Annotated in this window: 23 protein-coding genes; 11 read left to right on the forward strand and 12 right to left on the reverse strand. The window is 60.6% G+C overall.

From position 1 onward, the window contains the following. Positions 1 to 13: 13 nt before the first annotated feature. A complete protein-coding gene (locus tag CPH89_RS24260; protein WP_053256233.1) occupies positions 14 to 1648 on the reverse strand; it encodes a methyl-accepting chemotaxis protein in 1635 nt (544 codons plus the stop codon). Positions 1649 to 1877: 229 nt separating this feature from the next. Here CPH89_RS24260 and CPH89_RS24265 point away from each other — a divergent pair, with 229 nt between their 5' ends. The 3 genes from CPH89_RS24265 to CPH89_RS24275 all read left to right on the forward strand — a co-directional run bounded on the left by CPH89_RS24265 (position 1878) and on the right by CPH89_RS24275 (position 4496). Continuing rightward, the gene (locus CPH89_RS24265; RefSeq protein ID WP_053256232.1) at positions 1878 to 2708 is read left to right on the forward strand and encodes an undecaprenyl-diphosphate phosphatase; all 831 of its coding nucleotides are present in this window, start codon (positions 1878 to 1880) and stop codon (positions 2706 to 2708) included. Further along, positions 2705 to 3088, forward strand: a complete 384-nt coding sequence (locus CPH89_RS24270) for a DUF1294 domain-containing protein (RefSeq protein ID WP_053256231.1) — start codon at positions 2705 to 2707, stop codon at positions 3086 to 3088. The genes CPH89_RS24265 and CPH89_RS24270 overlap by 4 nt, the downstream gene beginning before the upstream one ends. 121 nt (positions 3089 to 3209) lie before the next feature. Beyond that, a complete protein-coding gene (locus tag CPH89_RS24275) occupies positions 3210 to 4496 on the forward strand; it encodes an amidase (protein WP_053256230.1) in 1287 nt (428 codons plus the stop codon). Positions 4497 to 4500: 4 nt separating this feature from the next. Here the strand turns inward: CPH89_RS24275 and CPH89_RS24280 are convergent, their stop codons facing one another. The 3 genes from CPH89_RS24280 to CPH89_RS24290 all read right to left on the reverse strand — a co-directional run bounded on the left by CPH89_RS24280 (position 4501) and on the right by CPH89_RS24290 (position 7071). Further along, on the reverse strand, positions 4501 to 4854 hold the full coding sequence (locus CPH89_RS24280) for an MmcQ/YjbR family DNA-binding protein (RefSeq protein ID WP_053256229.1): 354 nt from the start codon (positions 4852 to 4854) through the stop codon (positions 4501 to 4503). After that, positions 4851 to 5759, reverse strand: a complete 909-nt coding sequence (locus CPH89_RS24285) for a LysR substrate-binding domain-containing protein (protein ID WP_053256529.1) — start codon at positions 5757 to 5759, stop codon at positions 4851 to 4853. Before CPH89_RS24285 ends, CPH89_RS24280 begins: the two co-directional genes overlap by 4 nt. 139 nt (positions 5760 to 5898) lie before the next feature. After that, on the reverse strand, positions 5899 to 7071 hold the full coding sequence (locus CPH89_RS24290) for an MFS transporter (protein WP_053256228.1): 1173 nt from the start codon (positions 7069 to 7071) through the stop codon (positions 5899 to 5901). Positions 7072 to 7303: 232 nt separating this feature from the next. On the opposite strand from CPH89_RS24290, the gene CPH89_RS24295 reads away from it, so the two are divergent. Beyond that, a complete protein-coding gene (locus CPH89_RS24295) occupies positions 7304 to 7915 on the forward strand; it encodes an FMN-dependent NADH-azoreductase (protein ID WP_053256227.1) in 612 nt (203 codons plus the stop codon). Positions 7916 to 8155: 240 nt separating this feature from the next. Continuing rightward, positions 8156 to 9193, forward strand: a complete 1038-nt coding sequence (locus tag CPH89_RS24300; protein WP_053256226.1) for an alpha/beta hydrolase family protein — start codon at positions 8156 to 8158, stop codon at positions 9191 to 9193. Here the strand turns inward: CPH89_RS24300 and CPH89_RS24305 are convergent. From CPH89_RS24305 to CPH89_RS24315, 3 genes are all read right to left on the reverse strand, one after another. After that, positions 9187 to 10362 carry an MFS transporter gene (locus tag CPH89_RS24305; RefSeq protein ID WP_053256225.1) on the reverse strand — a complete coding sequence of 392 codons (1176 nt, stop codon included), beginning with the start codon at positions 10360 to 10362 and terminating at the stop codon, positions 9187 to 9189. The two genes, CPH89_RS24300 and CPH89_RS24305, sit on opposite strands and share 7 nt — an antisense overlap. Positions 10363 to 10617: 255 nt before the next feature. After that, positions 10618 to 12204: an ABC-F family ATPase gene (locus tag CPH89_RS24310; protein WP_073637695.1), complete on the reverse strand. Its 1587-nt coding sequence runs from the start codon at positions 12202 to 12204 to the stop codon at positions 10618 to 10620. Between the two features lie 142 nt (positions 12205 to 12346). Beyond that, on the reverse strand, positions 12347 to 13585 hold the full coding sequence (locus CPH89_RS24315; protein WP_053256528.1) for an MFS transporter: 1239 nt from the start codon (positions 13583 to 13585) through the stop codon (positions 12347 to 12349). A 154-nt stretch (positions 13586 to 13739) separates the two neighbouring features. On the opposite strand from CPH89_RS24315, the gene CPH89_RS24320 reads away from it, so the two are divergent. Then, positions 13740 to 14552 (forward strand): class I SAM-dependent methyltransferase, encoded by an 813-nt coding sequence (locus tag CPH89_RS24320; RefSeq protein WP_053256223.1) that lies wholly within the window; start codon positions 13740 to 13742, stop codon positions 14550 to 14552. Positions 14553 to 14688: 136 nt separating this feature from the next. Here CPH89_RS24320 and CPH89_RS24325 read toward each other — a convergent pair whose 3' ends face one another. Then, positions 14689 to 15075, reverse strand: a complete 387-nt coding sequence (locus tag CPH89_RS24325) for a TIGR03067 domain-containing protein (RefSeq protein ID WP_053256222.1) — start codon at positions 15073 to 15075, stop codon at positions 14689 to 14691. Positions 15076 to 15450: 375 nt separating this feature from the next. Here CPH89_RS24325 and CPH89_RS24330 point away from each other — a divergent pair, with 375 nt between their 5' ends. Next, positions 15451 to 16794 (forward strand): Wzz/FepE/Etk N-terminal domain-containing protein, encoded by a 1344-nt coding sequence (locus CPH89_RS24330; protein WP_053256221.1) that lies wholly within the window; start codon positions 15451 to 15453, stop codon positions 16792 to 16794. A 251-nt stretch (positions 16795 to 17045) separates the two neighbouring features. After that, positions 17046 to 17945, forward strand: coding sequence for a lipid A hydroxylase LpxO (lpxO, locus tag CPH89_RS24335; RefSeq protein WP_053256220.1), 900 nt, complete (start codon positions 17046 to 17048; stop codon positions 17943 to 17945). Positions 17946 to 17963: 18 nt separating this feature from the next. Here the strand turns inward: lpxO and ligD are convergent, their stop codons facing one another. Then, positions 17964 to 20438: a DNA ligase D gene (gene ligD, locus CPH89_RS24340; protein WP_053256219.1), complete on the reverse strand. Its 2475-nt coding sequence runs from the start codon at positions 20436 to 20438 to the stop codon at positions 17964 to 17966. Between the two features lie 18 nt (positions 20439 to 20456). Next, positions 20457 to 21332 carry a non-homologous end joining protein Ku gene (gene ku / locus CPH89_RS24345; protein ID WP_053256218.1) on the reverse strand — a complete coding sequence of 292 codons (876 nt, stop codon included), beginning with the start codon at positions 21330 to 21332 and terminating at the stop codon, positions 20457 to 20459. A gap of 183 nt (positions 21333 to 21515) precedes the next feature. Between ku and CPH89_RS24350 the strand changes: the two genes are divergently transcribed. Together CPH89_RS24350 and CPH89_RS24355 are read left to right on the forward strand one after the other, a co-directional pair. Then, positions 21516 to 21830, forward strand: coding sequence for a hypothetical protein (locus CPH89_RS24350; RefSeq protein ID WP_053256217.1), 315 nt, complete (start codon positions 21516 to 21518; stop codon positions 21828 to 21830). Between the two features lie 12 nt (positions 21831 to 21842). Further along, a complete protein-coding gene (locus tag CPH89_RS24355) occupies positions 21843 to 23000 on the forward strand; it encodes a PQQ-dependent sugar dehydrogenase (RefSeq protein ID WP_053256216.1) in 1158 nt (385 codons plus the stop codon). A gap of 56 nt (positions 23001 to 23056) precedes the next feature. On the opposite strand, the gene CPH89_RS24360 is transcribed toward CPH89_RS24355, so the two are convergent. Both CPH89_RS24360 and CPH89_RS24365 read right to left on the reverse strand, forming a co-directional pair. Then, complete coding sequence (locus tag CPH89_RS24360) at positions 23057 to 23536, reverse strand: nuclear transport factor 2 family protein (protein WP_053256215.1); 480 nt, start codon at positions 23534 to 23536, stop codon at positions 23057 to 23059. A gap of 53 nt (positions 23537 to 23589) precedes the next feature. Continuing rightward, positions 23590 to 24153, reverse strand: coding sequence for a TetR/AcrR family transcriptional regulator (locus CPH89_RS24365; protein ID WP_053256214.1), 564 nt, complete (start codon positions 24151 to 24153; stop codon positions 23590 to 23592). Positions 24154 to 24277: 124 nt separating this feature from the next. On the opposite strand from CPH89_RS24365, the gene pssA reads away from it, so the two are divergent. Next, positions 24278 to 25621 carry a CDP-diacylglycerol--serine O-phosphatidyltransferase gene (gene pssA, locus CPH89_RS24370; RefSeq protein ID WP_053256213.1) on the forward strand — a complete coding sequence of 448 codons (1344 nt, stop codon included), beginning with the start codon at positions 24278 to 24280 and terminating at the stop codon, positions 25619 to 25621. The last annotated feature ends 62 nt before the right edge of the window (positions 25622 to 25683 follow it).

Consider the following 25683-nt stretch of genomic DNA (forward strand, 5'->3'; position numbering starts at 1 on the left):
AGGCTGAACGGTGCTAGACCTTGAACTGGCGCAGCAGCCCATTGAGCTGTTCACTCAATTCGCGCAGATGTGCGCTCGCCACGCTGGATTGCTCCGCCGCCAGCGCTGTGCTGTGCGACAAGCCGGCGGCCTGGGTGACGTTCTGGTTGATGTCTTCCACCACATGCGCCTGTTGCAAGGTTGCGCTGGCAATCGAGGCATTCAAGCCATTGAGGTTATGCAACGCCTGGCCGATGGCGTTAAGGCTGGCACCGGCCTGGCCGGCTTGCTCGATGGTGAGTTGCGAGGCGCTATGGCTGTCGCTGATCACCTTGACGGCCGCCTCCGAATGACCTTGCAGGCGCTCGATCATCGCCTGGATCTCTGCGGTGGATTTTTGCGTACGCTGGGCCAACAGCCGCACTTCGTCGGCCACCACGGCAAACCCACGGCCTTGCTCACCGGCGCGTGCGGCTTCGATGGCGGCGTTGAGGGCCAACAGATTGGTCTGGTCGGCGATGGAGCGAATCACTTCGAGCACGCCGCCGATCTGTGTGCTTTCACTGGACAGCGTGCGGATCACCTCGACGGCCTGGCTGATGGTGCCGGAGAGCTGGTCGATCTGCTGCATGCTGCTGTCGATGTTCACCTGGCCCTGCTGCGCCTGGGCCTGGGCATCGCGCATTTCGCTGGCGGCGTGCTCGGCGTTTTTGGCCACGTCCTGCACGCCATAGGTCACTTCGTTGATTGCCGTCGCCACCAGCTCCATCTGCTGCGACTGTTGCTGGCTGCGGTCATGGGCCTGCTGGGCGTTGGTGCCCAGCTCCGTGGAGGACTGGCCCAAGGCGTTGGCGCACACCTGCAAGTGGCTGACCACCTGGCGCAACTTGGCCGTAAAGCTGTTGAAGTGCTGCGACAGCTGGGTGACTTCATCACGCCCATGGGTGTCGAGGCTGCGGGTCAGGTCGCTTTCACCACTGGCGATGTTGGCCATTGCGTCCACCGCCGCCTGCAACGGCCGCACGATGCTGCGGGCGATCAACGTGACCAGCGCCGTCATGATCAGTGCAATGACCAGGCCGATCAGCGAGGTTTTCCACACCTGGACTTTGAATTCGGCCTGTACATCATCCACGTACACACCGGAGCCGATAATCCAGCCCCAGGGTTCGAACAGCTGGATATAGGAGGTCTTTTCCACCGGCGCTTCGGCGCCCGGTTTCGGCCAGCGGTAGTTAACGATGCCGGCGCCCTTGGCTTTGGCCAGGCTCACGAATTCGTTGAATATGGCAAAACCGTCCGGGTCGCGGATCGCCGAGAGGTTTTGGCCATCCAGCTTGGGGTTGGCCGCGTGCATGATCATCACGGGCGTCAGGTCGTTGATCCAGAAATAATCGTCGTGGTCGTAGCGCAGGCCGCGTACCGCGCTGAGGGCCTGTTTTTGCGCCGCCTCGCGGGTCATTACGCCGGTTTTCTCGAGGTTCTGGTAATAAGCCAACACGCCGCTGGCGGTTTGCACCACGTGTTGTGTCTGCTGGCTTTTGGCTTGGTAGAGGTCACCATGGATCTGCTTGAGCATCAACAACCCAAGGGTCAGCAGCATCAACACGGCGACTATCAGGATCAGCCAGAGACGGCGGCTGATCGACATGCTGCGCAAACTGTTCATCGTCCTGTCACTCCGTGCTTTTTATAATAGTGGGCGCTGCATCGACATTTACGGCTTGTCTGATAGGCTTTCGGCCTGTAATCGAAAAACCTGAGTACTCCCTGATTTTTCACGAAATTTTTGCGGCCCGATGTTGAAAATCCACACCGGGCCTTAAGTGTGCTCGTCGTCAGTGAACTATTAAAAAGACAGACAAGGCATGCCGTCGCGCATGACCTTTGGGGGAAACATGGACTTTTGGACCGCCATACAGGCATTGATTCTTGGCGTTGTGGAGGGGCTGACGGAGTTCCTGCCGATTTCCAGCACCGGGCACCAGATCATCGTCGCCGACTTGATTGGCTTCGGCGGCGAACGCTTTGAAGCGTTCAACATCATCATTCAGTTGGGCGCGATCCTGGCGGTGGTGTGGGAGTTTCGGCGCAAGATCCTCGACGTGGTGATCGGCTTGCCGACCCAACGCAATGCCCAGCGCTTCACCGTCAACCTGATCATCGCAGTGCTGCCGGCGGTGGTGCTGGGGGTGATTTTTGCCGACCTGATCAAGCATTACCTGTTCAACCCGATCACCGTGGCCACCGCCCTGGTGGTGGGTGGCGTGATCATGTTGTGGGCCGAGCGCCGCCAACATGCGGTGCACGCTGAAACGGTGGACGAAATCACCTGGAAAGACGCACTCAAAGTCGGCGTTGCTCAATGCCTGGCGATGATTCCGGGTACCTCGCGTTCCGGCGCCACCATCATTGGCGGCCTGTTGTTCGGCCTGTCACGCAAAACCGCGACCGAATTTTCGTTCTTCCTGGCCATGCCAACCATGGTCGGTGCGGCGGTGTACTCGGGCTACAAGTACCGTCATCTGTTCCAGCCCGATGATGTGCCGGTGTTTGCGATTGGTTTTGTCACGTCGTTCATCTTCGCGATGATTGCGGTCAAGGCCTTGCTCAAGTTCATTGCCAACCACAGCTATGCAGCCTTTGCCTGGTATCGAATCGCGTTCGGCCTGGTGATCCTGGCGACCTGGCAGTTTGGCTGGATCGACTGGACGGCGGTCAAGCCATGACCATTCAGTACCCGCGCCTGAAGGCGTTGCTCTTTGTGGTGTTGTGCGCCGCGCCGCTGATCGGCGCGACGCTGGTGTGGTACCGCGGTGAGTCGGTGATTCCGCTGGCGGCCTACGGCGTCGTCAGTGTGGTGGCGTTTTTTCTGTACTGGGGTGACAAGCGCAAGGCGCAATCGGAGGGCCCGCGCGTTCGCGAAAATATCCTGCACGCCGTGGAGCTCGCGGGCGGATGGCCAGGGGCGCTGATTGCCCAACAAGTGTTTCGTCACAAGACGCGCAAAGTGTCTTACCAGGTGCTGTTCTGGGTGATCGTGTTGCTGCACGAGGTGTTCTGGCTCGATCAACTGTTCCTGGGCGGCACGCTGCTGGCGCTATTGTAGGGGGGGAGGCGCTTGGGATGTACTCTGCCAGCCTGCGCCAAGCGCCTCACGCAATCGACGATATGCATCAGCGAAACACCGGCTTTTTGCTCAAAACACCGAGCGCATAGGGGGCACACGGATGTCTTTATCCGATTCATTGCTACGCCATTCGGCTACCGAGCTTGGCGCGTTGATTCAACAGCGCAAGCTCTCATCTACCGCCATTGTCTGCGCCTACCTCGCACGTATCGAGGCGCTCAACCCGTCGATTAATGCCTTGGTTCAAGTGTGTGCCGAGGCGGCGCTGGCGGGCGCATGGGCGGCCGATCGTGCAGTCGCCAACGGTGAATACTGGGGCGCGTTACACGGCGTTCCTTTTACGGTCAAAGATGTTTTCGACACGCGTGGCGTCGTGTCGGCAGTGGGTTTGCCGGAGCGGGCTCATTACCGGCCGGAACAGGACGCCACCGTCGTGACGCGCATGAAAGCAGCCGGCGCCATTTTGCTTGGCAAAAGCAACTGCCCGCCAGGTGGCGGTGGCGGCGTCACCGACAATCCGGTCTACGGCGCCACGCGCAACCCGCACGCGCTTGCCTATAGCCCCGGTGGCAGCAGCGGTGGCGAAGCGGCGGCGATTGCCGCTGGGCTTTCACCGTTGGGGCTGGGCAGCGACTCCGGTGGCAGCTTGCGCGTCCCCGCGCATTTTTGTGGTGTCTGCACGTTAAAACCCACCAGCGGCCGCGTGCCTAACACCGGTGTTTTCGATCACCTGGGCGGGTTGAGTGACTATCGCAGTCAGATCGGCCCGATGGCCCGGCATGTCGAAGACCTGGCCTTGGCGCTACAGGTCATTGCCGGTGAGGATGGGGTCGATGCCGGGGTGATTCCGATGCCGCTGCGCGGTATGCAAACTCAAACGCTGAAGGGGTTGCGAGTCGCCTGGTACAGCGATGGTGGCATCGAGCCCGTTGACGCGCTCACGCACACCACATTGCAGGCGGTCGCCGATCTATTGGACGCTGAGGGCGCCTTGATCCGCTCGGCCTTCCCCTCGGCGTTGAGCAATGCCCGTGAGATTACCGAACGCTATTGGGCAATGAGTCAAGGCTCCGGCGCGCAGTCGATCCAGCTGTTTTCAGATTGGGATCAGTTCCGTACAGCCATGCTGGGGTTCATGGCCGACTACGACATTATCCTGTGCCCTGTCGATGCCGCGCCGGCGACCCAACTGGGAGAGACGCGGCCAGGGCTGTTCAGTCACACGCTGCCTTATAGCTTGGCGGGTTGGCCTTGTGTGGTGGTCCGGGCCGGAACGGATAGCGCGGGTTTGCCGGTTGGCGTGCAGATTGTCGCGCGACCTTGGCACGAGCATGTCGCGTTGGCGGCAGCAGCGGCCATTGAGCGCGCGCTGCCGTTCACGCGTTGAGGTGTCACGCAAGCTTGAGTCCCACCTGGGTGCGCTTGGGCAGCTTGCTGACCACTAACTGGTGCGAGCGTTGCAACAGGCCACGCAGTTCCTCGGCGTTGAGCGGGTAGGGCGTGTTCATGATGATCCACTGCGCCCGTGCCAGGTAGGGCGCCGGGTGGATGCCGGGGCGGTCCACATGGCCCAGGAACAGGTCTTTGTCGACCTTGAACGCCAACGAATCGCCGCGCAGGTTCTGCACGGCAAACATCTTGTTGCCGGCGATGGAAAACACCCGCACGCCGCCCCATTTGTAGTCTTCGCGCGCGCCGGGCAGGCTCAGGCAGAAGGTGGCGACTTGTTCTTCGGTCATTTTCATAGCAAGCGGTCTCCGCAACCCTTGAAGGCTTCTTCCAGGTAGTCGATCCAGGCACGGATGGCCGGCAGGACGCCACGCCGGTGCGGGTAGACCGCCTGCAGCCAGCCGCCGGGTGACGACCACTGCGGCAACAGCTGCACCAACTGGCCGCTGGCCAATTCCTCTTCGCAATACATCATCGGCAGCACGGTAAAGCCCAGGCCCTTCATGGCGCAGGCTTTGCGCACGATGAAATCGTCGATGCCCAGGCGGGCTTCCAATGCCAGGTCTTCGGTGTTGCCTTGCGGGTCGATCAGGCGCAGGTGCACCAGGCGGTCGGCTTCCAGGGCACCGAGCACCGGCAGTTGCTTGAGGTCGTCGAGGCTGTCGATTTGCCGCCCCTGCATGAACGCTGGGCTGGCGACGAGGATCGTCTGGGCCTGGCGCAAGCGCTTGGTCACCAGCAGTGGGTCTTCATCGCCCAATTCGCGCACGCGCAGGGCCACGTCGATGCCCTCGGCCACCAGGTCGACACGGCGGTTGACCAGGGTCATTTCCAGTTGCACAAGCGGGTGCGCAGCCAGAAAGCCGGCGACCATGTCCGGCAGCATGTGCTGGGCCATGCCCACCGGGCAACTGACCCGCAAGCGCCCGCGCGGTTCGCTGGACATGCTGGCCACGGCTTCGTCGGCCATTTCCGCTTCGAGCAACATGGCCTGGCAATGGCGCAGGTAGCGCTCACCGACGGCGGTAAGGGTCAATTGGCGGGTGGTGCGCTGCAACAGGCGTGCACCGAGGCGTTCTTCCAGCTCGGCAATGCGTCGCGACAACCGTGACTTGGGAATCCCGAGCAGCCGCCCGGCCGCCGCAAAGCCGCCGGCTTCGACGACTTTGGCAAAATAGTAGAGGTCATTGAGGTCTTGCATGGTCAACCCGTTGTCCTGTCAGTGGGACGAACTATCCGCGTCTGACGAGGGCAAATCCACTACAAAAAAGCCAGCGCCTTGTGGACGCTGGCTGTGACAGCGGCGGCAAGCCGGCCACACGAGGGCCGTCGCCACAGGGTTATGTACGTGGCCTGAACACCGTGAGCAACAGGGCGAGCCCGGCAAACGCCGCACCGGTGAGTGCCTGGCCCTGCCAGCCGTAGAGCTGCGAGGCGAACGCACCGGCCGCGGAGCCCAAGGCGCCGCCGATAAAATAGACCACCATGAATACCGTGTTGAGGCGGCTGGTGGCTGACGGCTCCAGCGCCAATACGCGGGTCTGGTTGGCCAGTTGGTTGGTGCGGTTCCCCAGGTCAAGAAAGGTCGCCGCGATCAGGATCGGCCACCACCAACCTTGGGGACCCAAGGTGTAAATCAGGATAAACGCCACGAGCACGATGGTGATGCCGACGCGCTCCAGCAGACGGCCATGGCTGCGGGTATGTTGGCCGATGGTCGAGGCGCAGAGAATGCCGACGATGGCTGACAGGCCCAGCAGCCCGGCCTGCGCGCTGGAAAATCCATACGGCGGCAACGCCAGCAGCGCGGCCATAGAGCCCCAAAACACATTCAAGGCGCCAAATACCAGCGCGCCCTTGAGCGCCGATTGGCGCAGGGTCGGGTGTTGCCTGGCCAGACCCCACAGCGATTTGAGCAGCGCGCCGTACGCAAGTTTGCTGGTGGACATCGACACGGGCATGCGCGTCAGGATCGCCAGGAACAGCACCACATCCAACGCCGCCGCCATCGCGAACATGCCGCGCCAGCCCAGCCAGCCGCTGACCACACCACTGACGGTCCTGGCCAGCAAACCACCCGCAGACAGACCGCTGACCATCAGGCCCAACACCGCGCCTTTCTGCTCGGGCGCGCTCAGGTCCGAGGCGGCGGGAATGATCACTTGCGCGCTGATGCCCGACAGCCCCAACAGCAAGCTCGCGATCAGCAGCCAGCTATAAGACGGCGCTGTGGCCGAGGCCAACAGGCTGATGAAGTTGATGCACAGCACGGCCAGGATCAAGGTGCGCCGGCTGATCCGGTCGCCCAGTGGCACAAACAGCAGCAGGCCGCAGGCGTAACCGATTTGCGTGAGCATGGCGATCTGCCCGACATGCGCGGTGGACACCTCGAAGGTGTTGGCAATCAGCGGCAGCATGGCCTGGTTGTAGTAAATCGTGGCGACCGAAAACCCGCAGCAGATGGCGAGAAGCAGGCTCAGCCCTTTGGTCAGGGTGGGGGAGTGTGTGTGCATAGCGTGCCTGGTGGCTGTCGACTCTGCGGCGAGAATGAAGTGAAGTGCGCGTTAAATCCAGCGTCGCAGAGGTTTGCGCAACAACGCTGTGGGGCTGGGTGTTGGCTGAAGTTGGATTGTCCTGCTGACAGGACAAATAATCGCGTTTCAGCCCTCTAATCGAACATTCGGTTCATGTGTAGCATCAACCTCACTCGGTCGCCTCGTCGCGATCCTCACTCGGAGATCCCACATGAAACTGTTGCATATCGATTCCAGCATCCTCGGCGACAACTCGGCTTCCCGTCAGCTCAGCGCTGGTGTGGTCAAGGCCTGGCAAGCGGCTGAACCGGGTGTGGAAGTGACTTACCGCGACCTGGCAAGCGAAGGCATCAGCCACTTTTCCGGCGTGACCCTCGGCGCGCTGGGCACCGCTGCCGAGTTGCGTGATGCGGTACAAAAGCACGAAGCCGAACTGAGCGCTTCGTCGCTGGCTGAATTCATCGCTGCCGACGCCGTGGTGATTGGCGCGCCGATGTACAACTTCTCGGTGCCTTCGCAGCTGAAGGCCTGGATCGACCGCATCGCGGTCGCCGGCCAGACGTTCCGTTACACCGAAGCCGGCCCCGAAGGCCTGTGCGCTGGCAAAAAACTCATCATTGTGTCCACTGCGGGCGGCCTGCACGCCGGCCAGGCGAGCAATGTCGGCCACGAAGACTACTTGAAGCTGGTGTTTGGCTTCCTCGGCATCACTGACATCGAGTTTGTCCGCGCCCAAGGCCTGGCCTACGGTGAGGAAGTGCGCAGCAAAGCGCTGAGCGACGCTAACGCAGTCATCAACGAACAATTGTTCGCCGCCGCGTAAGGCTTGTGTAAATTCTGCCTTCGCTCGGTTCCAATCCGAGCTCAGGCGCCTAAACTCTGTACTCTGATCGCCCACAGCGATCGGAGTACGGAGTTTTTTCGTTTACCCGTTGTCATTACTTTGGCCCAGGTTATGCACGCATGGGTTTATCACCCGGTGTGAGTGCCTTGAACCATGGACTTTTCAAATCGATATGCGGCGGGTGTCAGGTGTGGTCGCGCAGCAAAGGTGGACATCCACATGATGCGTCTTTGTGCTGTTTTGGTTCTTTCCCTGCTCGGTGGCCTGATTTCAGTGCACGCCGCGCCAGCGCCGCACCCGCATTGGAGTGTGGGGCTGCACCGCATGACCTTTCTCGACCCGCTGGATCAGCAGCCGATGAATGCCATCGCGTTCTATCCCTCTACCGACGATGACCACAGCACGCAGTTGGGGCCTTATCACGTCGCCGCCACTGAAGACGCCAAGATCGCCATTGGCCGCTTCCCCATGCTGATGTTGTCCCACGGCAACGTAGGCACACCGCTGGCGCTGCATGACCTGGCGACCTCGCTGGCGCGCAAAGGCTTTGTAGTGGTGGCGGTTTTGCACCCCGGCGACAACTATAAGGACCACAGCCGACTGGGTACCGTGAGCAACCTGTATGGGCGGCCGATCCAGATTTCCGCAGCGATCACGGCCACCCTCGGCGACCCGATGCTGTCGCCGTTCGTCAACGTTGAACAGGTGGGGGTTATCGGTTATTCCGCCGGTGGCGAAACGGCCTTGATCCTCGCGGGGGCCAAGCCGGATTTTGACCGTCTGCGTCGTTATTGCCATGAACGCCCGGAAGACCGTGACGCCTGCACGACCAAAGGCGAGTTGGTCATCGACCGCGATGACTTGCAGCCGCAGGCCGACCCACGTATTCACGCCTTGATGCTGATGGCACCGTTGAGCCTGATGTTTGGCCGCCATACCCTGGCCGACGTGCATGTGCCGGTGCTGCTCTACAGTGGCGATGGCGACAAGCTGGTGGCGGTGGACAAAAACGCCGCCGCGCTGGCGCGCAAACTGCCGGAGCCGCCGGATTTCAAACTGTTGGCCGGGGCAGGGCACTTCGTGTTCATGGCGCCGTGTGACAGCGATCAGTTGGCGACAATGCCGGCCATCTGTACGGATGCCGACGGCGTAGACCGCGAAGGCATCCACCGCGACCTTATTTCAGAGGCCGGGCGCTTCTTCGTCCACACCCTCGGCCAATCGACTCGCGCCGGTCTGCAGACCGCCGATCAGTAAGCACGGCGCTTGAGCAGTACGGTCAGGCCCAGCGCTGTAACGGACAGTAGCGCCGCGAAAAAGAAGATCCACCCATAGCCGAGGTTCAGCGCCACGGCGCCCATCAACGGCCCGGCGATCGCCAGGGCCAGATCAAAAAACACCGCATAGGCACTCAACCCGGCGCCACGGCTGCTGTTGGGCACCTGTTTGATGGCTTCCACGCCCAGCGCCGGGTACACCAGCGACAAGCCGAAACCGGTCAGGCCGGCACCGATCAGGGCGACCCCTGTGGAGGGTGCCAGCCACAGCAGTGTCAGGCCCATCGTCTCGATGGTCATGCAGGCAATCGCCGCCGTGAACCCACCAAAGCGGCCGATGGCCGAGATAAACACCAGGCGCGAGAGGATAAAGCACACGCCAAACACCGTGAGGCAGTACGCCGCGCCGGCCCAGCCGCGATTGAGGTAATACAGGGTGATAAAGGTGGTCAGCGTGCCGTAGCCGATCGAGGCCAGGCAAAGGCTGGCGCCAAACGGAGCAATGCGGCCGAACACCGCCCAGAATGGCAGCCGCTCGCCACGCACCACCGGCACCGACGGTTTGTTACGGATCAGCACCAGGCCCACTGCCGCCAACACTGACAAGGCAATCCCGAGGCTGGTATAGCCGTAGTCCGCGACCATGACGACGCCCAGCGGCGCGCCAATCGCGATGGCGCCGTAGGACGCGATGCCATTCCAGGAAATTGAGCGCGCTGTGTGTTCGACGCCGACCGCGCCCATGCACCAACTGATAGTGCCCACGCCGATCAGGCCCTGGGCGACGCCGAGCAGCAAGCGGGCGACGATCAGAATGCCCAGGCTCAAGCCGGGCAGGCTCTCGACCAACGTCGCGAAGAACGTCAGCACGCCGCTGGCCAGGATGCCCGACAGGCCCAGCACAATTGCGCGTTTGGTGCCGACGTTGTCCGACATTCGTCCGGCCATGGGGCGGCTGAGCAGGGTGGCCAGGTATTGCGAACCGATGGTCAGCCCGGCCACCACTGCGCTGAAACCCAGTTGCTCATGCACATAGCCGGGGATGACCGCGATCGGCAGCCCGATGCAGATAAAGGCGATGAAGGTGTAGAAGACGATGGAGACGATCTGCAGGGTGATCGACAGGGACGTGGGGGCGGCGGCAGGCATGGTCACTCGTTCGCGGGCGGGCGGTGACAGCATGATGGCAAGGGCATGGGGGAAAAGGAAGCAGGCTAACTAGTTTGTTTGAGGGGCAGGCCTACGTGGGCACTGCGCGTGTTGTGGCGAGCAGGCTTGCCCTGCGCAGCAGTCCGCATAAAAAAACACCGCGTTCTGCCTGGCAGACCGCGGTGTTGGGTTTCAGGGCCGCTTCGCAGCCCAACGCGAGGCAAGCCCGCTCGTCACACTGGCGCTTTGAGTGACTTAGAACACCACGCCTTGGCTGCGCAGGTAGTCATCATAGGTGCCGCTGAAGTCAATCACGCCGCTCGGGCTCAGCTCGATGATGCGGGTGGCCAGGGACGATACGAACTCCCGGTCATGGCTGACGAAAATCAGCGTGCCCGGGTAGTTTTCCAGCGCCAGGTTCAGCGCTTCGATGGATTCCATGTCCAAGTGGTTGGTCGGTTCGTCCATGATCAGCACGTTCGGCTTTTGCAGGATCAGCTTGCCGAACAGCATGCGACCTTGCTCACCACCGGAGATGACTTTGACCGACTTGAGGATCTCGTCGTTGGAGAACAGCATGCGGCCCAAAGTACCGCGAATCATTTGTTCGCCCTGAGTCCACTGGCCCATCCAGTCGAACAGGCTCATGTCGTCTTCGAAGTCAGAAGCGTGATCCTGAGCGTAGTAACCCAGTTCTGCGGCGTCGGTCCACTTGATGCTGCCGGCATCCGGCGTCAGTTCGTTGACCAGGGTGCGCAGCAGGGTGGTCTTGCCGATGCCGTTCGGGCCGATGATCGCAACACGCTCGCCCGCTTCAACCTGGAAGCTGAAGTCTTTGAACAGTGGCTTGCCGTCGAAACCTTTGGCCATTTTTTCGACCATCACCGCCTGGCGGTGCAGCTTTTTGTTCTGATCGAAACGGATGAACGGGCTGACGCGGCTCGAAGGCTTGACCTCGGCCAGCTGAATCTTGTCGATGGCCTTGGCGCGCGAAGTGGCCTGCTTGGCTTTCGAGGCGTTGGCCGAGAAGCGGCTGACGAACGATTGCAGCTCGGAGATCTGCGCTTTCTTCTTGGCGTTGTCCGACAGCAGTTGCTCGCGGGACTGGGTCGCCACGGTCATGTACTCGTCGTAGTTGCCCGGGAACAGGCGCAGCTCGCCGTAGTCCAGGTCAGCCATGTGGGTGCACACGCTGTTCAGGAAGTGACGGTCGTGAGAGATGATGATCATCAGGCTGGAACGCTGGGTCAGGATGTTTTCCAGCCAGCGGATGGTGTTGATGTCCAAGTGGTTGGTCGGTTCGTCGAGCAACAGCACTTCTGGGTCGGAAAACAGCGCCTGGGCCAGCAATACGCGCAGTTTCCAGCCTGGGGAGACTTCGCTCATCGGGCCGAAGTGTTGTTCCAGAGGGATACCCAGGCCCAACAGCAGTTCACCGGCACGGGATTCGGCGGTGTAGCCGTCCATCTCGGCGAATTCGGTTTCCAGCTCGGCCACGGCCATGCCGTCGTCTTCGCTCATTTCCGGCAGCGAGTAGATACGGTCGCGCTCGGCCTTGACCTTCCACAGTTCCTCGTGGCCCATGATCACGGTGTCGAGTACGGTGAATTCTTCGTAGGCGAACTGGTCCTGGCGCAGTTTACCCAGGCGTACGTTCGGCTCCAGCATGACCTGGCCGCCGGACGGATCGAGGTCGCCGCCGAGGATTTTCATGAAGGTCGACTTGCCGCAACCGTTGGCACCGATCAAACCATAACGGTTGCCGGCGCCGAACTTGACCGAGACGTTCTCGAAGAGCGGCTTGGCGCCGAACTGCATGGTGATGTTAGCTGTGGAGATCAATTACTTTACCTATCAATGAGTTGCGAGCGTGGCGGCAGGAGCCTTCAGGCATGCGTCAACAGCGACATCAAGGCGCGAAACCCGGTCGCTGAGCAGAAAATTTTGGCTGTGTGTTGGAATTTGGCGCGCATTGTCGCATATGTCAGGCGACAGTTGTATGGCGAGCGAGGGATGGTTTCATCAACGTCTCCGGCATGGCCAGCCATAACAAGGCTAACGCCACCGCAGCCACGCCCGCCAGCGTCAGGAACGCGGCGTTATAACCGGCCTGTTGCACGACGAAACCGGCCAGGCTGCTGCTCAGTGCCGCGCCCAGCCCAAACACCGTGGACAGCGCGCCGAGACTGACGTTGAACCGGCCGGTGCCCTGGGTCAGGTCTTTGACGATGACCGGGAACAACGCGCCGAAAATCCCCGCGCCGATGCCATCGAGCATCTGCACGGCGACCAACCAATAGGGGTCGCTGGACAGGGTATACAGCACGCCGCGCAGCGGCAGAATCATGAAGCCGGCCAGCAGCAGCGGCTTGCGCCCCCACAGGTCGGCCTTGAGCCCCACCAGCCACGCCATCGGCACCATCACCAATTGCGCGGCGACGATGCACGCCGAGGTCAATGGCGTGGCCATGTGCAGGTTGATCTGTGACAGCTTCTGACTGACCAACGGCAGCATGGCGGCATTGGCCAGGTGGAACAGGGCGCAACAGATGGCGAACAGCAGCAGCGGGCGATTGCCGAGTAATACCTTCATGCCGGAAGGTTGTTCGTGATCGCTGCTGTGAGTCGGGTCAAAGCCCCGCGCAACCTCATGGTCTATCGCCTTGGCCGAGACGCAACTGACCGCCACAATACTGGCCAACGCCATAAAGGCCATCAGGTAGAACACCACCACTGGGCCGAACAGGTACGCCAAGCCGCCGGCCAACAGCGCCGCCACGGCGTTGCCGGCGTGGTTGAAGGTTTCGTTGCGCCCGGTGCGGCGAGTGAACGCGCGCGGCCCGGTGATCCCCAACGAAATTGCCGAAATCGCCGGGGCGAACACCGAGGCGGCGACGGCACTGGCGGCCTGGGTCACGGCCACCCAACTGAAGGCGCTGACAAACGGCAGCGTCAGGCAACTGACGGTTACGAGGATGGCGGCCACGGCTATCACCGCGCGTTTGCTGCGCGTGCGGTCAATCAGCGCGCCTGCCGGGCCCTGAGTGAGCAAGCCGGCGATACCTGCGAGCGTCATCACCACACCGATGCTGGCCGGGTCCCATTTATGCACGGCCAGCAGGTAGATCGCGAGGTAAGGTCCGAGCCCGTCGCGGACGTCGGCCAGGAAAAAATTCAGGCTGTCCAGGGACAAGGTATTACGCAGATCAGCGCGATTGGCCACGGCGAGTTCTTCGGAAGGGGCATTCAACGGCTGAACGCTCATTGGCTTACTGACCTGTTGGCTTCGATAGAAGTTTCGCCGCCGCCGAGGGTTTTGTCCGACAGGTAAATGGCTTATGTTCCTGAATTCGCTTAAACGACAATCGGGAGACGCAATGGACATGCCCTCAGCCCAACAGGCCATCGCCAGCAACAAAGACGCCTGGGATGCGTCCGCCACACTGCACAAAGACAGCCCTCACTGGAGCGCACTGCTGGCCTCGATTGCCCGTGCGGACTTTTCATGCCTGGACCCGACCATCACGGCACTGCTGCAAGAGGTCGGCGTGGCCGGCCGGGACGTGGTGCAATTGTGCTGCAACAACGGTCGCGAAAGCCTGTCGCTGTTCGCCTTGGGCGCGCGCTCCGTGGTGGGCGTCGATCAATCCCGCGCCTTTCTCCAGCAAGCGCGGCAACTGGCCGACGTTTCGCCGCACAACCCCGCGTTTATTGAAGCCGACATCCATCATCTGCCTGAGGGCTTACAGGGGCGGTTCGATGTGGCCCTGGTAACCATTGGCGTACTGGGCTGGATGCCGGATGTGGCGCTGTTTATGCGGCATGCGGCCAGTACGCTCAAGCCCGGCGGCACCCTGGTGATCTACGAAACTCACCCGTTCCTGGAAGTATTCGACCCGCGGGCTGCCAATCCGCTGCTGCCTGACAGTTCGTACTTCCAGCGCGATCCGTTCGTGTTGCAGGAGTCGATTGTCTATGAAGGGCTGGACGAGGTGCCAGGGCCGACGTCCTATTGGTACGTGCATACCCTGGGCAGCATCGTAAGCGGTTTGGTTTCGGCGCAGTTGCAGATTGACCATCTGCGCGAGTATCCGCATTCAAACCGTGAGGAATTGTATGACCAATACGAGCACCAACCCGCCCAATTGCCGCTGTGCTTCACCTTGACCGCCACCAAGCGCCTCGTCTGAGTCGATCGGCTGCGCAAAAAAAAGCCCGCCAAAAGAGGCGGGCCAAGGGATTCACTGGAGTAGGTAGGCCTTACCCTATAGGCCGGGAAGTGAAGGCCATGTGAAAACCGTGTCGGCAGTTCGGATGGCGCGCGGTTCAGGCTCGGCGCACAAAAGTGCGCATGGTTTGCCCGGGCCCGGTGCTGAATACCGCCGGGCGCGGCATGCCTTCATCCGCCGCGATAAACACAAAATCGTCACCCTCCAGACGATAACTGGCGGGCAACGGCTTGCCGGCGTCATCGCCCATGGAGTCAACCCAGGTAATGCTTTTGGGTTGGGTGCTGCTGTCCAGAGAAAAACTGCCGGCGAGCAATATCTCGCCATTGACGGTTTTTACTTCGAATTGATCCCCGCTAATCGTGGTAATCGCCCCGGGTGCGCTATGCGCATCAACCGGGTTGAGTACGCCATTGTCTTCCAGGGATGTCTGCTCCCAAGCGCCCTGCAGCATTTGATAGTCCGGGTCTGACAGCGATTGCATACAACTTCCTTATTGCAGAGGGGCGAAGTGCTGTGTGAGCACCTGTCTACAGGCAGTTAATCGGCCAATGTGCAACGGTATGGCGACTGACAGGTGGCGCAAACCGCGTTTTTTCGTGGTTTGCCAGCGATTTAGTCATCGATTGACTACGCTGATTGCATTCTGAGTCTTACATAAGGGACGACCTTGCCTGGTCATCGACATGAAACAGAAACAATCTCTAATAGTATCGGATTTTTCGCCATACCCAGTGGTCTGAGTGCCATAGGTCATTTGTATTCAGGGCGTTGTCTCTGAGTTTCCATGCCTGTCGGGCGTCAAGTCCGAATTTCAGGGGTGGTGGCTTTCTATTGTCAACTTTAGAGTGTTCTTACTTTGAACCAAACTTCTCCGCTCAATTCGCCGGCACCGCCAGATGAAATTGACCTGTTTGAATTGTTCCATGCCATGTGGCGGCAAAAAAAACTAATAGTGGGTTGTACGATTCTTACCGGAATACTCGGCGCGGGTTACGCGTTTCTGGCACCCAAGCAGTATGAGGTCAGCAGTGTGTTGCGCCCTGCAGCCATCAATGAGCTGGATGCGCTGAACCGCTCCGAGGTCTATAAATTGCCTCCCGCTGATGCGCTGGCGAAAGTCGGCACGCAGCTGGATTCCTATGAGGCGCGCCTGGGCTTCTTTAAAAGCCATGAGCAATTGTTCGAGGCCTACCAAAGGCCGGGACGCAGCCTCGAGCAGAGCTTTGAAGATTTCAATCGAAGCTCAATCAATGTGATCCAGCCGGACCCCAAGAAAGCCGATCCCCTGAGTAATTCCATTCGCCTGGCGTTGCAATACCCGAGTGGCGTAGACGGCGTTGCAATCCTCAACGGTTTTGTCGACTACGCCATTGCCGCGGAGCGCGAGCAGGTCGGCGCCGACCTTAAGGTAATCGTCAATAACCGCCTCAGCGAACTCAAAGGCAAAATCGACGCTGCCCGTGCCAATTACGAAACCGAAAAGGAATCCAAAATTGCCACCCTGCTGGAGGCCGACCGGCTCAAGCGTGCCCGTTTGCAGGATGAACTCAGTGCGCTGCGCCTGCAGATGAAAATGGAGCGCACCGACCGCCTGGCAGAACTGGCCGAGGCGATCTCGATTGCCAAGTCCATGGGCATCAGGAAGCCGACGACGCCATCCTCCATGGCCGATACCACGCGATCCGGCTCCAATCAGGTGGTGCGCACCGAGATCAGCAATCAGAAGGTTCCGTTGTATTTCCTCGGCACTGAAGCCCTGGAGGCCGAGCGAACCGCGTTGCAACAGCGCACCAGCGATGATTTCACCAATAGCCGTGTTGCAGAAATTGGCAAAGAGCTCCAACTGCTGGAATCCAACCGTGAAGTTGAGATTCTGCAAAAGCGTGGCAACGAAGATATCTTCTTGCGGGATGTTGAACCGCTGCGGGCTGAAACTGCCAGACTACGCGGCCTTAACATCGACATGAGCCATTTGAAACTGGTAGCCGTCGACCGCCGCGCCCAGGAGCCGCTGGGCTCGATCAAGCCGAAAAAACTGATGATCATCGCGGTGAGTCTGGTGGTGGGGGCGTTCCTGGGCTTGCTGGCCGCGCTGCTCCGTCACTTTATGCTCGTGCACCGCCAGGCTGAACCGTACGCCCCGGTGGGCGGTGGCCGTTTCCAGCGTGGCGAGCGCACAGACGATCACACTCCGCGGTAAGTACACCTGCAATGGGCCGGTACCCGGGCCGGTCCCTGCGTGCGTATGACGTTTTGTAGACAGCTTTTCACAATTCTTAGTTAACCTTTGGTTACAAACTGTGGCTAAATAACCACCAATGGCAGTGGTCCGGGCAATGACCCGCGATTAACTGCCAACGTGTAATTGTGATTTCAGCTGCTGCTTACTTATCCTCGGCCGTTGTGGGCTTGCAGGAGCAGCCTGTTCTCTTCTGACGTGTGACGAATCCCTTGAAACTCATTATTGTTGTTCTCTACGTTGCCTCCATTGCGTATGTTCACCTGCGTGGCAGAGTGCGGCACAAGTTGGGCCGCCAGCTTAGCGACCACTCGACGTTCCTGGCGCCGGTCAACTGCTTCCTGTACTTGTTTTCCAAGCAGCCAAGCCGTCCCTTTCTGTCGCCCAGCGATTTTCCGGACCTGACTCCGCTGCAGGAGCATTGGGAGGAAATCCGCCAGGAAGGCCAGAACCTGATGCGCGCAGGCGAGATCAAGCGCTCTGACCAGTACAACGACGTGGGTTTCAACTCGTTCTTCAAGTCCGGCTGGAAGCGCTTTTACCTGAAGTGGTACGGCGACAGCCACCCGTCCGCCATGAAGCTGTGCCCGCGCACCACGGAACTGGTGCAAAGCATTGGCTCGATCAAGGCGGCGATGTTTGCCGAGTTGCCGCCGGGCTCCAAGCTGGTACGCCACCGCGACCCGTATGCCGGTTCCTACCGCTATCACTTGGGCCTGGATACACCCAATGACCCTGGCTGCTACATCAATGTGGATGGCGAAAGCTATTACTGGCGCGACGGCGAGCCGGTGATGTTTGATGAGACCTACATTCACTACGCGGAAAACACCACGGCGCACAACCGCATCATTCTGTTCTGCGACATCGAGCGCCCAATGAAGTACCGCTGGGCGGCGGCGTTCAACCGTTGGTTCAGCCGTAACGTGATGGCGGCTGCCGGTTCGCCGAATGATGATGGCGACAAGACCGGCGGTTTGAACCGCGCGTTCACGCGCCTGTACAAGATCCGGCTGCGTGGTAAAGAGCTCAAAAAGCGCAACCGTGCGCGCTACTACCTGGAAAAGTGGGCGATCTTCGCTGGGCTGGCATTGATCTTTATCCTGATCTAAATCACCCACGGGCGCGAATCACTGCGGTGGTTTCGCGCCCAGCTTGTCCCACATGGTCTTGCTGATCTTCTGCCGGTGGGCATAACCGGCCCACGGATCATCCTTGAGCTGCTTCAGCCTCTCGTGCAGGTTGGCAATCGTCCACTGTTGGGCACTGCGTAATCCTTTCAACTCCTCGCGACTCACCGGCACCGATACCGGCAGGCCAGGTCGTGCCCGCACCGAATAGGCCGCCACGGTGCTCGCCCCACGGGCGTTACGCAGGTAGTCGATAAAGATCTTGCCGACCCGGTTCTTTGGGCCTGAGGTTGCGCTGAAACGTTCGGGCAGTTGCTGCGCCATGAACTGCGCGATGGCTTTGGCAAACGCCTTGACGGTCTCCCAGCCGTCCCGGCGTGCGAGCGGTACAACCAGGTGCAGACCTTTGCCGCCGCTGGTCTTGACGAACGCCTGGAGCCCAAGCTCATCCAATACCGACAGTGTCAGTTGCGCCGCCTCCAGCATGGCTTTCCAAGGCAGTGCCGGGTCCGGGTCGAGGTCGAGCACAAACAGGTCTGGGGTTTCAATGTGGTCCGAGGTGGCGCCCCAGGTATGCAGCTCGATCGTGCCCATCTGCACGGCGCCGATCAGGGCGCTGGCGGTGTCGATTTCCATCAGGCGTGCATGGCCTGGGTCGAGCGTCTGGTCCAACTGTTTGATGTGTGCAATGGCGAGTCGCTCTGAATGTTTTTGGAAGAACTGCTCGCCTTCGATGCCTTGCGGCGCGCGCAGCAGCGACACCGGGCGGCGGCACAGGAAGGGCAGGATCCATTCACTGATGCTCTCGTAGTAGGCGGCCAATTGCTGTTTTTGTGTACCCGTCTGCGGGTCAATCACCCGGTCTGGGTGGGTGATGTTCACGCCGCTGCTGACGCGTTTTGCCGGCGTGGTTTTCTTCACGGACTTGGCGCTCCGCGGCAGCTCACGCGTAATCTGCGTCACTGGCTTATCGGTGCGCAATGCCACGAATGACGCCTGGCGCACCACGCCTTCGCGGGTCCATTCGGTGAAATTCACCTCGCCGACCAGCGAGGGTTCAACCCAGTGCACGCCGCGCGCCTGAGTGCTGGTCAAGGCCTGTTCCAGCGGTGAGGTTTTACGCTCCAGGCGGGCGAGTTGCGCGTAGATCGACTTCAGCGCCGCCTGGTCAAACCCGGTGCCCACGCGCCCGGCATACACCAGCCCGGCGGCGTCATTGACGGCCAGCAGCAGCGCGCCAAACCCGCTGCGCGAGCCTTGGGGCCGCGTGTAGCCGACAATCACGAACTCCTGGCGCAAACGGCACTTGAGTTTGATCCAGTCGGCGCTGCGGCTGCACACATAAGGGCTGCCTGCGCGCTTGCCTATTACCCCCTCCAGGGCGAGGTCGCAGGCGCTTTCGAAGATGTCGCGCTGGTTGGCGGCAAAGGCTTCGGAGAAGCGCAGCAATTTGCTGCGGCTGCCGGACAGCGCCGCTTTGAGCGCAGCACGGCGTGCCTCCACGGGGGCTTCGCGCAGATCCTGGCCTTGCAGAAAAGGCGCGTCGAACAGGTAATAGACGATGTCCAGGCTGCGGCCGATATCGAATGCATTTTGCAGCGCCTGGAAGTCCGGCAAGCCGTCGGCATTGAGGCTGACCACTTCACCGTCCAGCCAGCTGTCCTTGAGTTTAAGCGCCTGCAGGGCTTTGACTTGACGCGGCAGGCGGTCAGTCCAGTCATTGCCATTGCGGCTGAACAGGCGTACTTCGCCGTCGCGGATGCGTGTCAGCATGCGGTAACCGTCGAATTTGATTTCATACAGCCAGTCGCCGGCCGGTGCGCGGTCAACCAGGGTCGCTAATTGCGGGGTGAGCTGTTGGGGCAGGGCGGTGGCGGCTTTCTCGTGCTTCTTAGGCGACTTGGGTGTACCGACCACCGCGCCACTGAGCACACTTTCCGGCTGGTCCCGGACGATATCGTAGTCAGCGGCCGGCCTGGCTTGCGGGTCCTGTTCCTTGATCAACAACCACTGTTGCTTATCGCCGCTGCCCTTGAGCCGGGTGCGAACCAATGCCCAATCGCCGGACAGTTTTTCACCGACCAGGGTGAACTTGAGTTTGCCGGCCGCATACGCCTTGTGTGGTTCGTCATGGGGTTGCCAGATACCGCGATCCCACACGATCACATCCCCGGCGCCGTATTGGCCGGGCGCGATACTGCCTTCGAAGGCGCCGTAGCTCAGAGGGTGGTCTTCGACGTGGACCGCCAGGCGTTTCTGGCTCGGGTCCAGGCTCGGCCCTTTCGGCACTGCCCAGCTCTTGAGTACGCCATCAAGCTCCAGGCGAAAGTCGTAGTGCAGGTTGCGCGCGTCATGTTTTTGAATCACGAATGACAGCGCCGACGCCTTGCGTTTAGCGGCCGGCGCTTCGCCTGCGGGCTCTGCGGTAATCCCAAAGTCGCGTTTGCGGTTGTATTCACTCAGGGGCTTTGCCATGGCGTGCTCCGGCGGGTGTCAGGCTCTGGAGGCCTTTTTGGAGGACGTTTTCGCGGCTGGCTTTTTCGATGCGGCCTTTTTGGTCGCGGGCTTGGCGGCGCTGGCCTGGCCGGCAAGGCTGCGTTTGAGCAGCTCCGTCAGGTCGATGACATCGGCCGATTTACGCGCCTCGCTGCCTTCCTGGCTTTCCACGTCTTCGATCTTGCCGGCCTTGGCCTTCCTCGCCACCAGCGCCATGATCTTTTCCTGGAAGCTGTCGCGGTACGCGTCGGGCTGCCAGTCGGCACTCATGTCTTCCACCAGGCGCTTGGCCATGTCCAGCTCGCCCTTGGTCAAACTGGGTTTGGTCACATCGCTGCCCAGTTCCAGTTCGTCAAGGCTGCGAACCTCGGCGGGCCAGCGCAGCATCACCAGCACCAGTGCCGAGTCCAGTGGCATCAGCGCCGCCAGGTGTTGCTTGGTGTGGAGGACCACATTGGCCAGCGCGACCTTGGCGGTTTTCTTCAGCGTTTCGCGCAGCAGGGCGTAAACCTTGCCGCCTCGTTTGTCCGGGGCCAGGAAGTAGGGGGTGTCGATGTTTTGCAGAGGGATCTGGTCGGCCGCGACAAAGGCGATGATTTCGATGGTTTGGGTCGATTTAGGGTGAGCCGAGCGGATTTCTTCTTCGCTGAGCACCACATAGCGGCCTTTCTCGTAGGCCACGCCCTTGACGATATTGTCCTTGCTGATTTCCTTGCCGGTGGCCTTGTTGATGCGCTTGTAGCCCACCGGGTCCATGCTGCGTTTGTCCAGCCAGTCAAAATCAACGCCCTCGGAGGACGTCGCCGAGACCAGTGAGACCGGGATATGGACCAAGCCGAAACTGATCGCGCCTTTCCAGATTGCCCTTGGCATGCTCGCGTTCCTTGAGAAGAGTCGGTGTTCTGGTGACTGGCAGGCGTTGGCAAAAGTTTCGGCGGGCAGATGCGCGGACAGATTGTGTTACATCTGATGAGAAACTATTTAATGTCGAAAGCCGAACCCAAGGCGTAGCGTGTTATCGAAAGCAGGTACCACTCGCCGCCAAGAGGCTTTGTCATGAACAGCTGTGTGCGTCATCTTGCAGTGCTCGCATTGGGGCTGGCGCTCGCGCCATTCGCCCAGGCGCAGAACCTGCCCGGCAGCAAGGACTCCAACAACAGCCCCATTCATCGGGCCAACCCCAACAGCATGCAGGGCACCCAGCCCAATGCGCCGGCCGTTCGCGGTATCCAGACCGGACCGACCAGCCCCGCACCCACCGTCGAAAATGGTGGCATCGGTAATCGCTACCCGAAACGCGATGCTGCTCCGAGCCGCCCCGCGACCGACACCAAAGCGCCCACTTACGATGCCAACGGCAATCGCCGGTAAGGACTCTGTCTTATGTTTCTACGCAAAACCCTTCTAGCCGCACTTTGCGCAACCACGCTGCTGCCCATCACGGCCGTTTGGGCGGCTGATGCCCAGCAGTTCCCCAGCGAGCAAGGCAGCATCACGGCGACCCCCATCGCCAAAGGCCTGGACCACCCGTGGGCGGTGGCGTTTCTGCCGGACAAACAAGGCTTCCTGGTGACCGAGCGTCCTGGCCATCTGCGGTTTGTCAGCCCGGACGGCCAGCTTTCAGCACCATTGACCGGTGTGCCGCAGGTGTGGGCCAAAGGGCAGGGCGGGTTGCTCGATGTGGTGCTCTCGCCAGACTTCAAGCAGGACCGTATGGTCTACCTGTCGTACGCCGAAGGCGGTGGCGAGGGTGGCAAAGCCGGCACCGCTGTCGGGCGTGGGCGTCTGGCCGATGACTTGAGCGGTTTGAAAGACTTTAAAGTCATCCTGCGCCAGGAGCCCAAGCTCTCTACCGGAAACCACTTCGGCTCACGCCTGGCCTTTGATCGCGATGGCTACCTGTTCGTGACGCTCGGTGAAAACAACGACCGCCCGACGGCCCAGGACCTGGACAAGTTGCAAGGCAAAGTGGTGCGGATCTTCCCGGACGGCCGCGTGCCGGATGACAACCCGTTCGTTGGTCAGCAGGGCGTACGCCCGGAAATCTGGTCCTATGGGCAGCGCAACCCGCAAGGGCTGGCCATGAACCCGTGGAGCGGCACGATCTGGGAAAATGAACACGGGCCGCGTGGCGGCGATGAAATCAACATCATCGAGCGTGGCAAGAACTACGGTTGGCCATTGGCAACCCATGGCATCAACTATTCCCTCACGCCAATTCCAGAAGCCAAAGGCAAGACCGTGGAAGGCACCGTGGCGCCCCATCACGTCTGGGAAAAATCGCCGGGCATCAGTGGTATGGCGTTTTATGACGCCGATCGATTCAAGGCGTGGCAGCACAACCTGTTTATCGGCGCGTTATCCAGCCAGGAGTTGATCCGCCTGCAGTTCGATGGTGACAAGGTGATCCATGAGGAGCGTCTGCTGGGTGGTTTGCACGCGCGGATTCGCGATGTGCGACAAGGGCCGGACGGCTACTTGTATGTGCTGACCGATGAGGACAAGGGTGTGTTGTATCGGGTCGGCCTGAATCAGGACTGAACAGCTTCGGCCGGTGGGAGCAGGCAAACCGGCCCCCACCGGTTTAGCGCGGGGGTCTATAAACCCAGGTCAGACAAGCCTGGGTGATCATCCGGGCGCCGGCCCAACGGCCAGTGGAACTTGCGTTCGCTGTCCTTGATCGGCAGGTCGTTAATGCACGCAAAACGATTCGCCATCAAGCCGTTCTCGTCGAATTCCCAGTTCTCATTGCCATAGGATCGGAACCAGTTGCCGGAGTCGTCGTGCCATTCATAGGCATAACGCACGGCGATACGGTTGCCGGTAAACGCCCACAATTCCTTGATCAGCCGATAGTCCAGCTCCTTGGCCCATTTGCGGGTGAGGAAGCCTTTGGCTTCTTCGCGGTTGTGCGCAAACTCGGCGCGGTTTCGCCACTGCGTGTCCGGCGTATAAGCCAGGGACACGCGCTGCGGGTCGCGGGAATTCCAGCCGTCTTCGGCCAGGCGGACTTTCTCGATGGCTGACTCGCGGGTAAACGGCGGCAGCGGTGGGCGGACTTCAGTGTTGGATGACATGGGCCAGCTCCTGAACACAATAAGGGTTATCGAAAGTTGCTACGCGTGTGCGTTCAAAGCGCCAATAACGTTCGCGCCATGCATTGCGCATTATCAGCAGCCGTTGCATCACCCATCACCAAAGCAACGGTGATGGCGCCATCGATCAGGATCAGCAGTTGCGCGGCCTGCTGTTCGGGGGCGGCGGTGCCATGGGCTTGACACAGTTCAAGTGCGTACTCGAACAGTTTTTGTTTGTGCGCCTTGGCCAGCAGACGCACCGGGTCGTGCGGGTTGCCGGTTTCGCCACTGGTGTTGATAAAGGCGCAACCGCGAAAGTCCGCCGAGCCAAACCAGACCTTGAGGGCGCTGAACAGCGCCAGCAGGCGTTCGCCACTGCCTTCGCTGCGTTGCACTTCACCGCGCAGCCATTGCATCCAGCGCGCGTCGCGGCGTTGCAGCGCGGCCATCACCAATTCGTCTTTGTTGGCGAAGTAACGGTAAATACTTTTGCGCGAGACACCGGCCGTCTTCACCAGCAAGTCCATGCCGGTGGCGGCGATGCCGTGGCGATAGATCAGCTTTTCGGCGACGTCGAGGATAATGTCGCGGGTTTCATTCAAGGTAATATCATTCATGCCGGCAACAGTAGAACGATCGTTCTCCTTGGTCAATCGAATTTTTCCTCGCTGCGACAGCGAGACCTGAGCACCCCCATGGTGTAAGCTCGGGGCCTCTTCGGATTCGACCATTGCGAGCCTTATGCCGTCGTTCTTCAAACGTTCCCTGTTGCCCAAGCTGCGCGGTTTCCCACTGACTCCCGATGCCATCGAGGTGCTGTCCGGCGCTGATGCGTTTCGCCGTTGCCTGCTGGAAAAAATCCCCCAGGCCACACGGCGTATCTACATCGTTGCGCTGTATTTGCAGCAGGACGAAGCAGGCCAGGAGATCTACGACGCGCTGCACGCCGCCAAGGCTGCGCGGCCCGAGTTGGACATTGTGGTGGTGGTGGATTCGTTGCGTGCCCAGCGCGGGCTGATTGGTGCCGGCAAGCAGCCGGGCAACAGCGCCTGGTACCAGGCCATGACCCAAACCCACGCCAGCAACGTGCCGGTTTACGGCGTGCCGGTGCAAACCCGCGAACTGTTCGGCGTGTTGCACCTCAAGGGCTTTGTGATCGATGACACGGTGCTGTACAGCGGTGCCAGCCTGAACAACGTGTACTTGCACAAGTTCGACAAGTACCGTTTTGACCGCTATCACCTGATCCACAACCCGCCGTTGGCTGACTCGATGCAACACCTGGTGGAGCACGGGCTGGTCGCGTCGAAGGCCGTGCATCGCCTGGACTTGCCCAACCTGCCGACCACCCGCAGCCTGCGCAACGACATCGGCGACTTGCGCAGCCGTTTGAAGCACGCCGCCTATGACACCACCACGGGGCTGTTGCCCAATGGCCATTTGTCGGTGAGCCCATTGCTCGGGGTCGGCAAGAACAACCCGTTGAACCGGGTGATCCTCGAGCTGATCGCCAGTGCCCAGCATCAACTGACCATTTGTACGCCGTACTTCAACCTGCCGCTGCCGGTGACCCGCGAAATCAACCGGGCCCTGGCGCGTGGGGTGAAGGTCGACATCATTGTCGGCGACAAAACCGCCAATGATTTCTACATACCGCCCAGCGAGCCGTTCAAGGTGATCTCGGCGCTGCCTTACCTGTATGAAATCAGCCTGCGCCGCTTCGCCAAACGCCATCAGCCGATGATCGACAGCGGCCAGTTGAACCTGCACTTATGGCGCGACGGTGACAACACCTACCACCTCAAGGGGATGTGGGTTGACCAGCGTTACACGTTGCTTACGGGCAATAACCTCAACCCACGGGCATTCCGTCTCGATCTCGAAAATGCCTTGCTGATCGACGACCCGCAAGGCCAGTGGCTTGAGCCGCGGCGTACGGAGCTGGCGCAGATTTTTCAGCACACCACCCGCATCGAGCGTTACCAACACTTGCAGACGCTACTGGAGTATCCACCTGCCGTGGGCAAGTTCCTGCGGCGGGTCAGCCGGGTGCGGATTGAGCGGTTGCTCTACCGTATCCTGTAAAACGGCGTATTTCTTACGACAACTCTCTGACTTCCTTCGCAGTTTTGAGAGTGTGCTTGCTC

It is taken from the genome of Pseudomonas fluorescens (genome assembly GCF_900215245.1).
GTDB lineage: Bacteria > Pseudomonadota > Gammaproteobacteria > Pseudomonadales > Pseudomonadaceae > Aquipseudomonas > Aquipseudomonas fluorescens.

Excerpts from the sequence above, each read along its gene's own strand:
- CPH89_RS24260 (WP_053256233.1), bottom strand. The coding sequence starts at position 1,648 with ATGAACAGTTTGCGCAGCATGTCGATCAGCCGCCGTCTCTGGCTGATC.
- CPH89_RS24265 (WP_053256232.1), top strand. The coding sequence starts at position 1,878 with ATGGACTTTTGGACCGCCATACAGGCATTGATTCTTGGCGTTGTGGAG.
- CPH89_RS24270 (WP_053256231.1), top strand. The coding sequence starts at position 2,705 with ATGACCATTCAGTACCCGCGCCTGAAGGCGTTGCTCTTTGTGGTGTTG.
- CPH89_RS24275 (WP_053256230.1), top strand. The coding sequence starts at position 3,210 with ATGTCTTTATCCGATTCATTGCTACGCCATTCGGCTACCGAGCTTGGC.
- CPH89_RS24280 (WP_053256229.1), bottom strand. The coding sequence starts at position 4,854 with ATGAAAATGACCGAAGAACAAGTCGCCACCTTCTGCCTGAGCCTGCCC.
- CPH89_RS24285 (WP_053256529.1), bottom strand. The coding sequence starts at position 5,759 with ATGCAAGACCTCAATGACCTCTACTATTTTGCCAAAGTCGTCGAAGCC.
- CPH89_RS24290 (WP_053256228.1), bottom strand. The coding sequence starts at position 7,071 with ATGCACACACACTCCCCCACCCTGACCAAAGGGCTGAGCCTGCTTCTC.
- CPH89_RS24295 (WP_053256227.1), top strand. The coding sequence starts at position 7,304 with ATGAAACTGTTGCATATCGATTCCAGCATCCTCGGCGACAACTCGGCT.
- CPH89_RS24300 (WP_053256226.1), top strand. The coding sequence starts at position 8,156 with ATGATGCGTCTTTGTGCTGTTTTGGTTCTTTCCCTGCTCGGTGGCCTG.
- CPH89_RS24305 (WP_053256225.1), bottom strand. The coding sequence starts at position 10,362 with ATGCCTGCCGCCGCCCCCACGTCCCTGTCGATCACCCTGCAGATCGTC.
- CPH89_RS24320 (WP_053256223.1), top strand. The coding sequence starts at position 13,740 with ATGGACATGCCCTCAGCCCAACAGGCCATCGCCAGCAACAAAGACGCC.
- CPH89_RS24325 (WP_053256222.1), bottom strand. The coding sequence starts at position 15,075 with ATGCAATCGCTGTCAGACCCGGACTATCAAATGCTGCAGGGCGCTTGG.
- ligD (WP_053256219.1), bottom strand. The coding sequence starts at position 20,438 with ATGGCAAAGCCCCTGAGTGAATACAACCGCAAACGCGACTTTGGGATT.
- ku (WP_053256218.1), bottom strand. The coding sequence starts at position 21,332 with ATGCCAAGGGCAATCTGGAAAGGCGCGATCAGTTTCGGCTTGGTCCAT.
- CPH89_RS24350 (WP_053256217.1), top strand. The coding sequence starts at position 21,516 with ATGAACAGCTGTGTGCGTCATCTTGCAGTGCTCGCATTGGGGCTGGCG.
- CPH89_RS24355 (WP_053256216.1), top strand. The coding sequence starts at position 21,843 with ATGTTTCTACGCAAAACCCTTCTAGCCGCACTTTGCGCAACCACGCTG.
- CPH89_RS24360 (WP_053256215.1), bottom strand. The coding sequence starts at position 23,536 with ATGTCATCCAACACTGAAGTCCGCCCACCGCTGCCGCCGTTTACCCGC.
- CPH89_RS24365 (WP_053256214.1), bottom strand. The coding sequence starts at position 24,153 with ATGAATGATATTACCTTGAATGAAACCCGCGACATTATCCTCGACGTC.
- pssA (WP_053256213.1), top strand. The coding sequence starts at position 24,278 with ATGCCGTCGTTCTTCAAACGTTCCCTGTTGCCCAAGCTGCGCGGTTTC.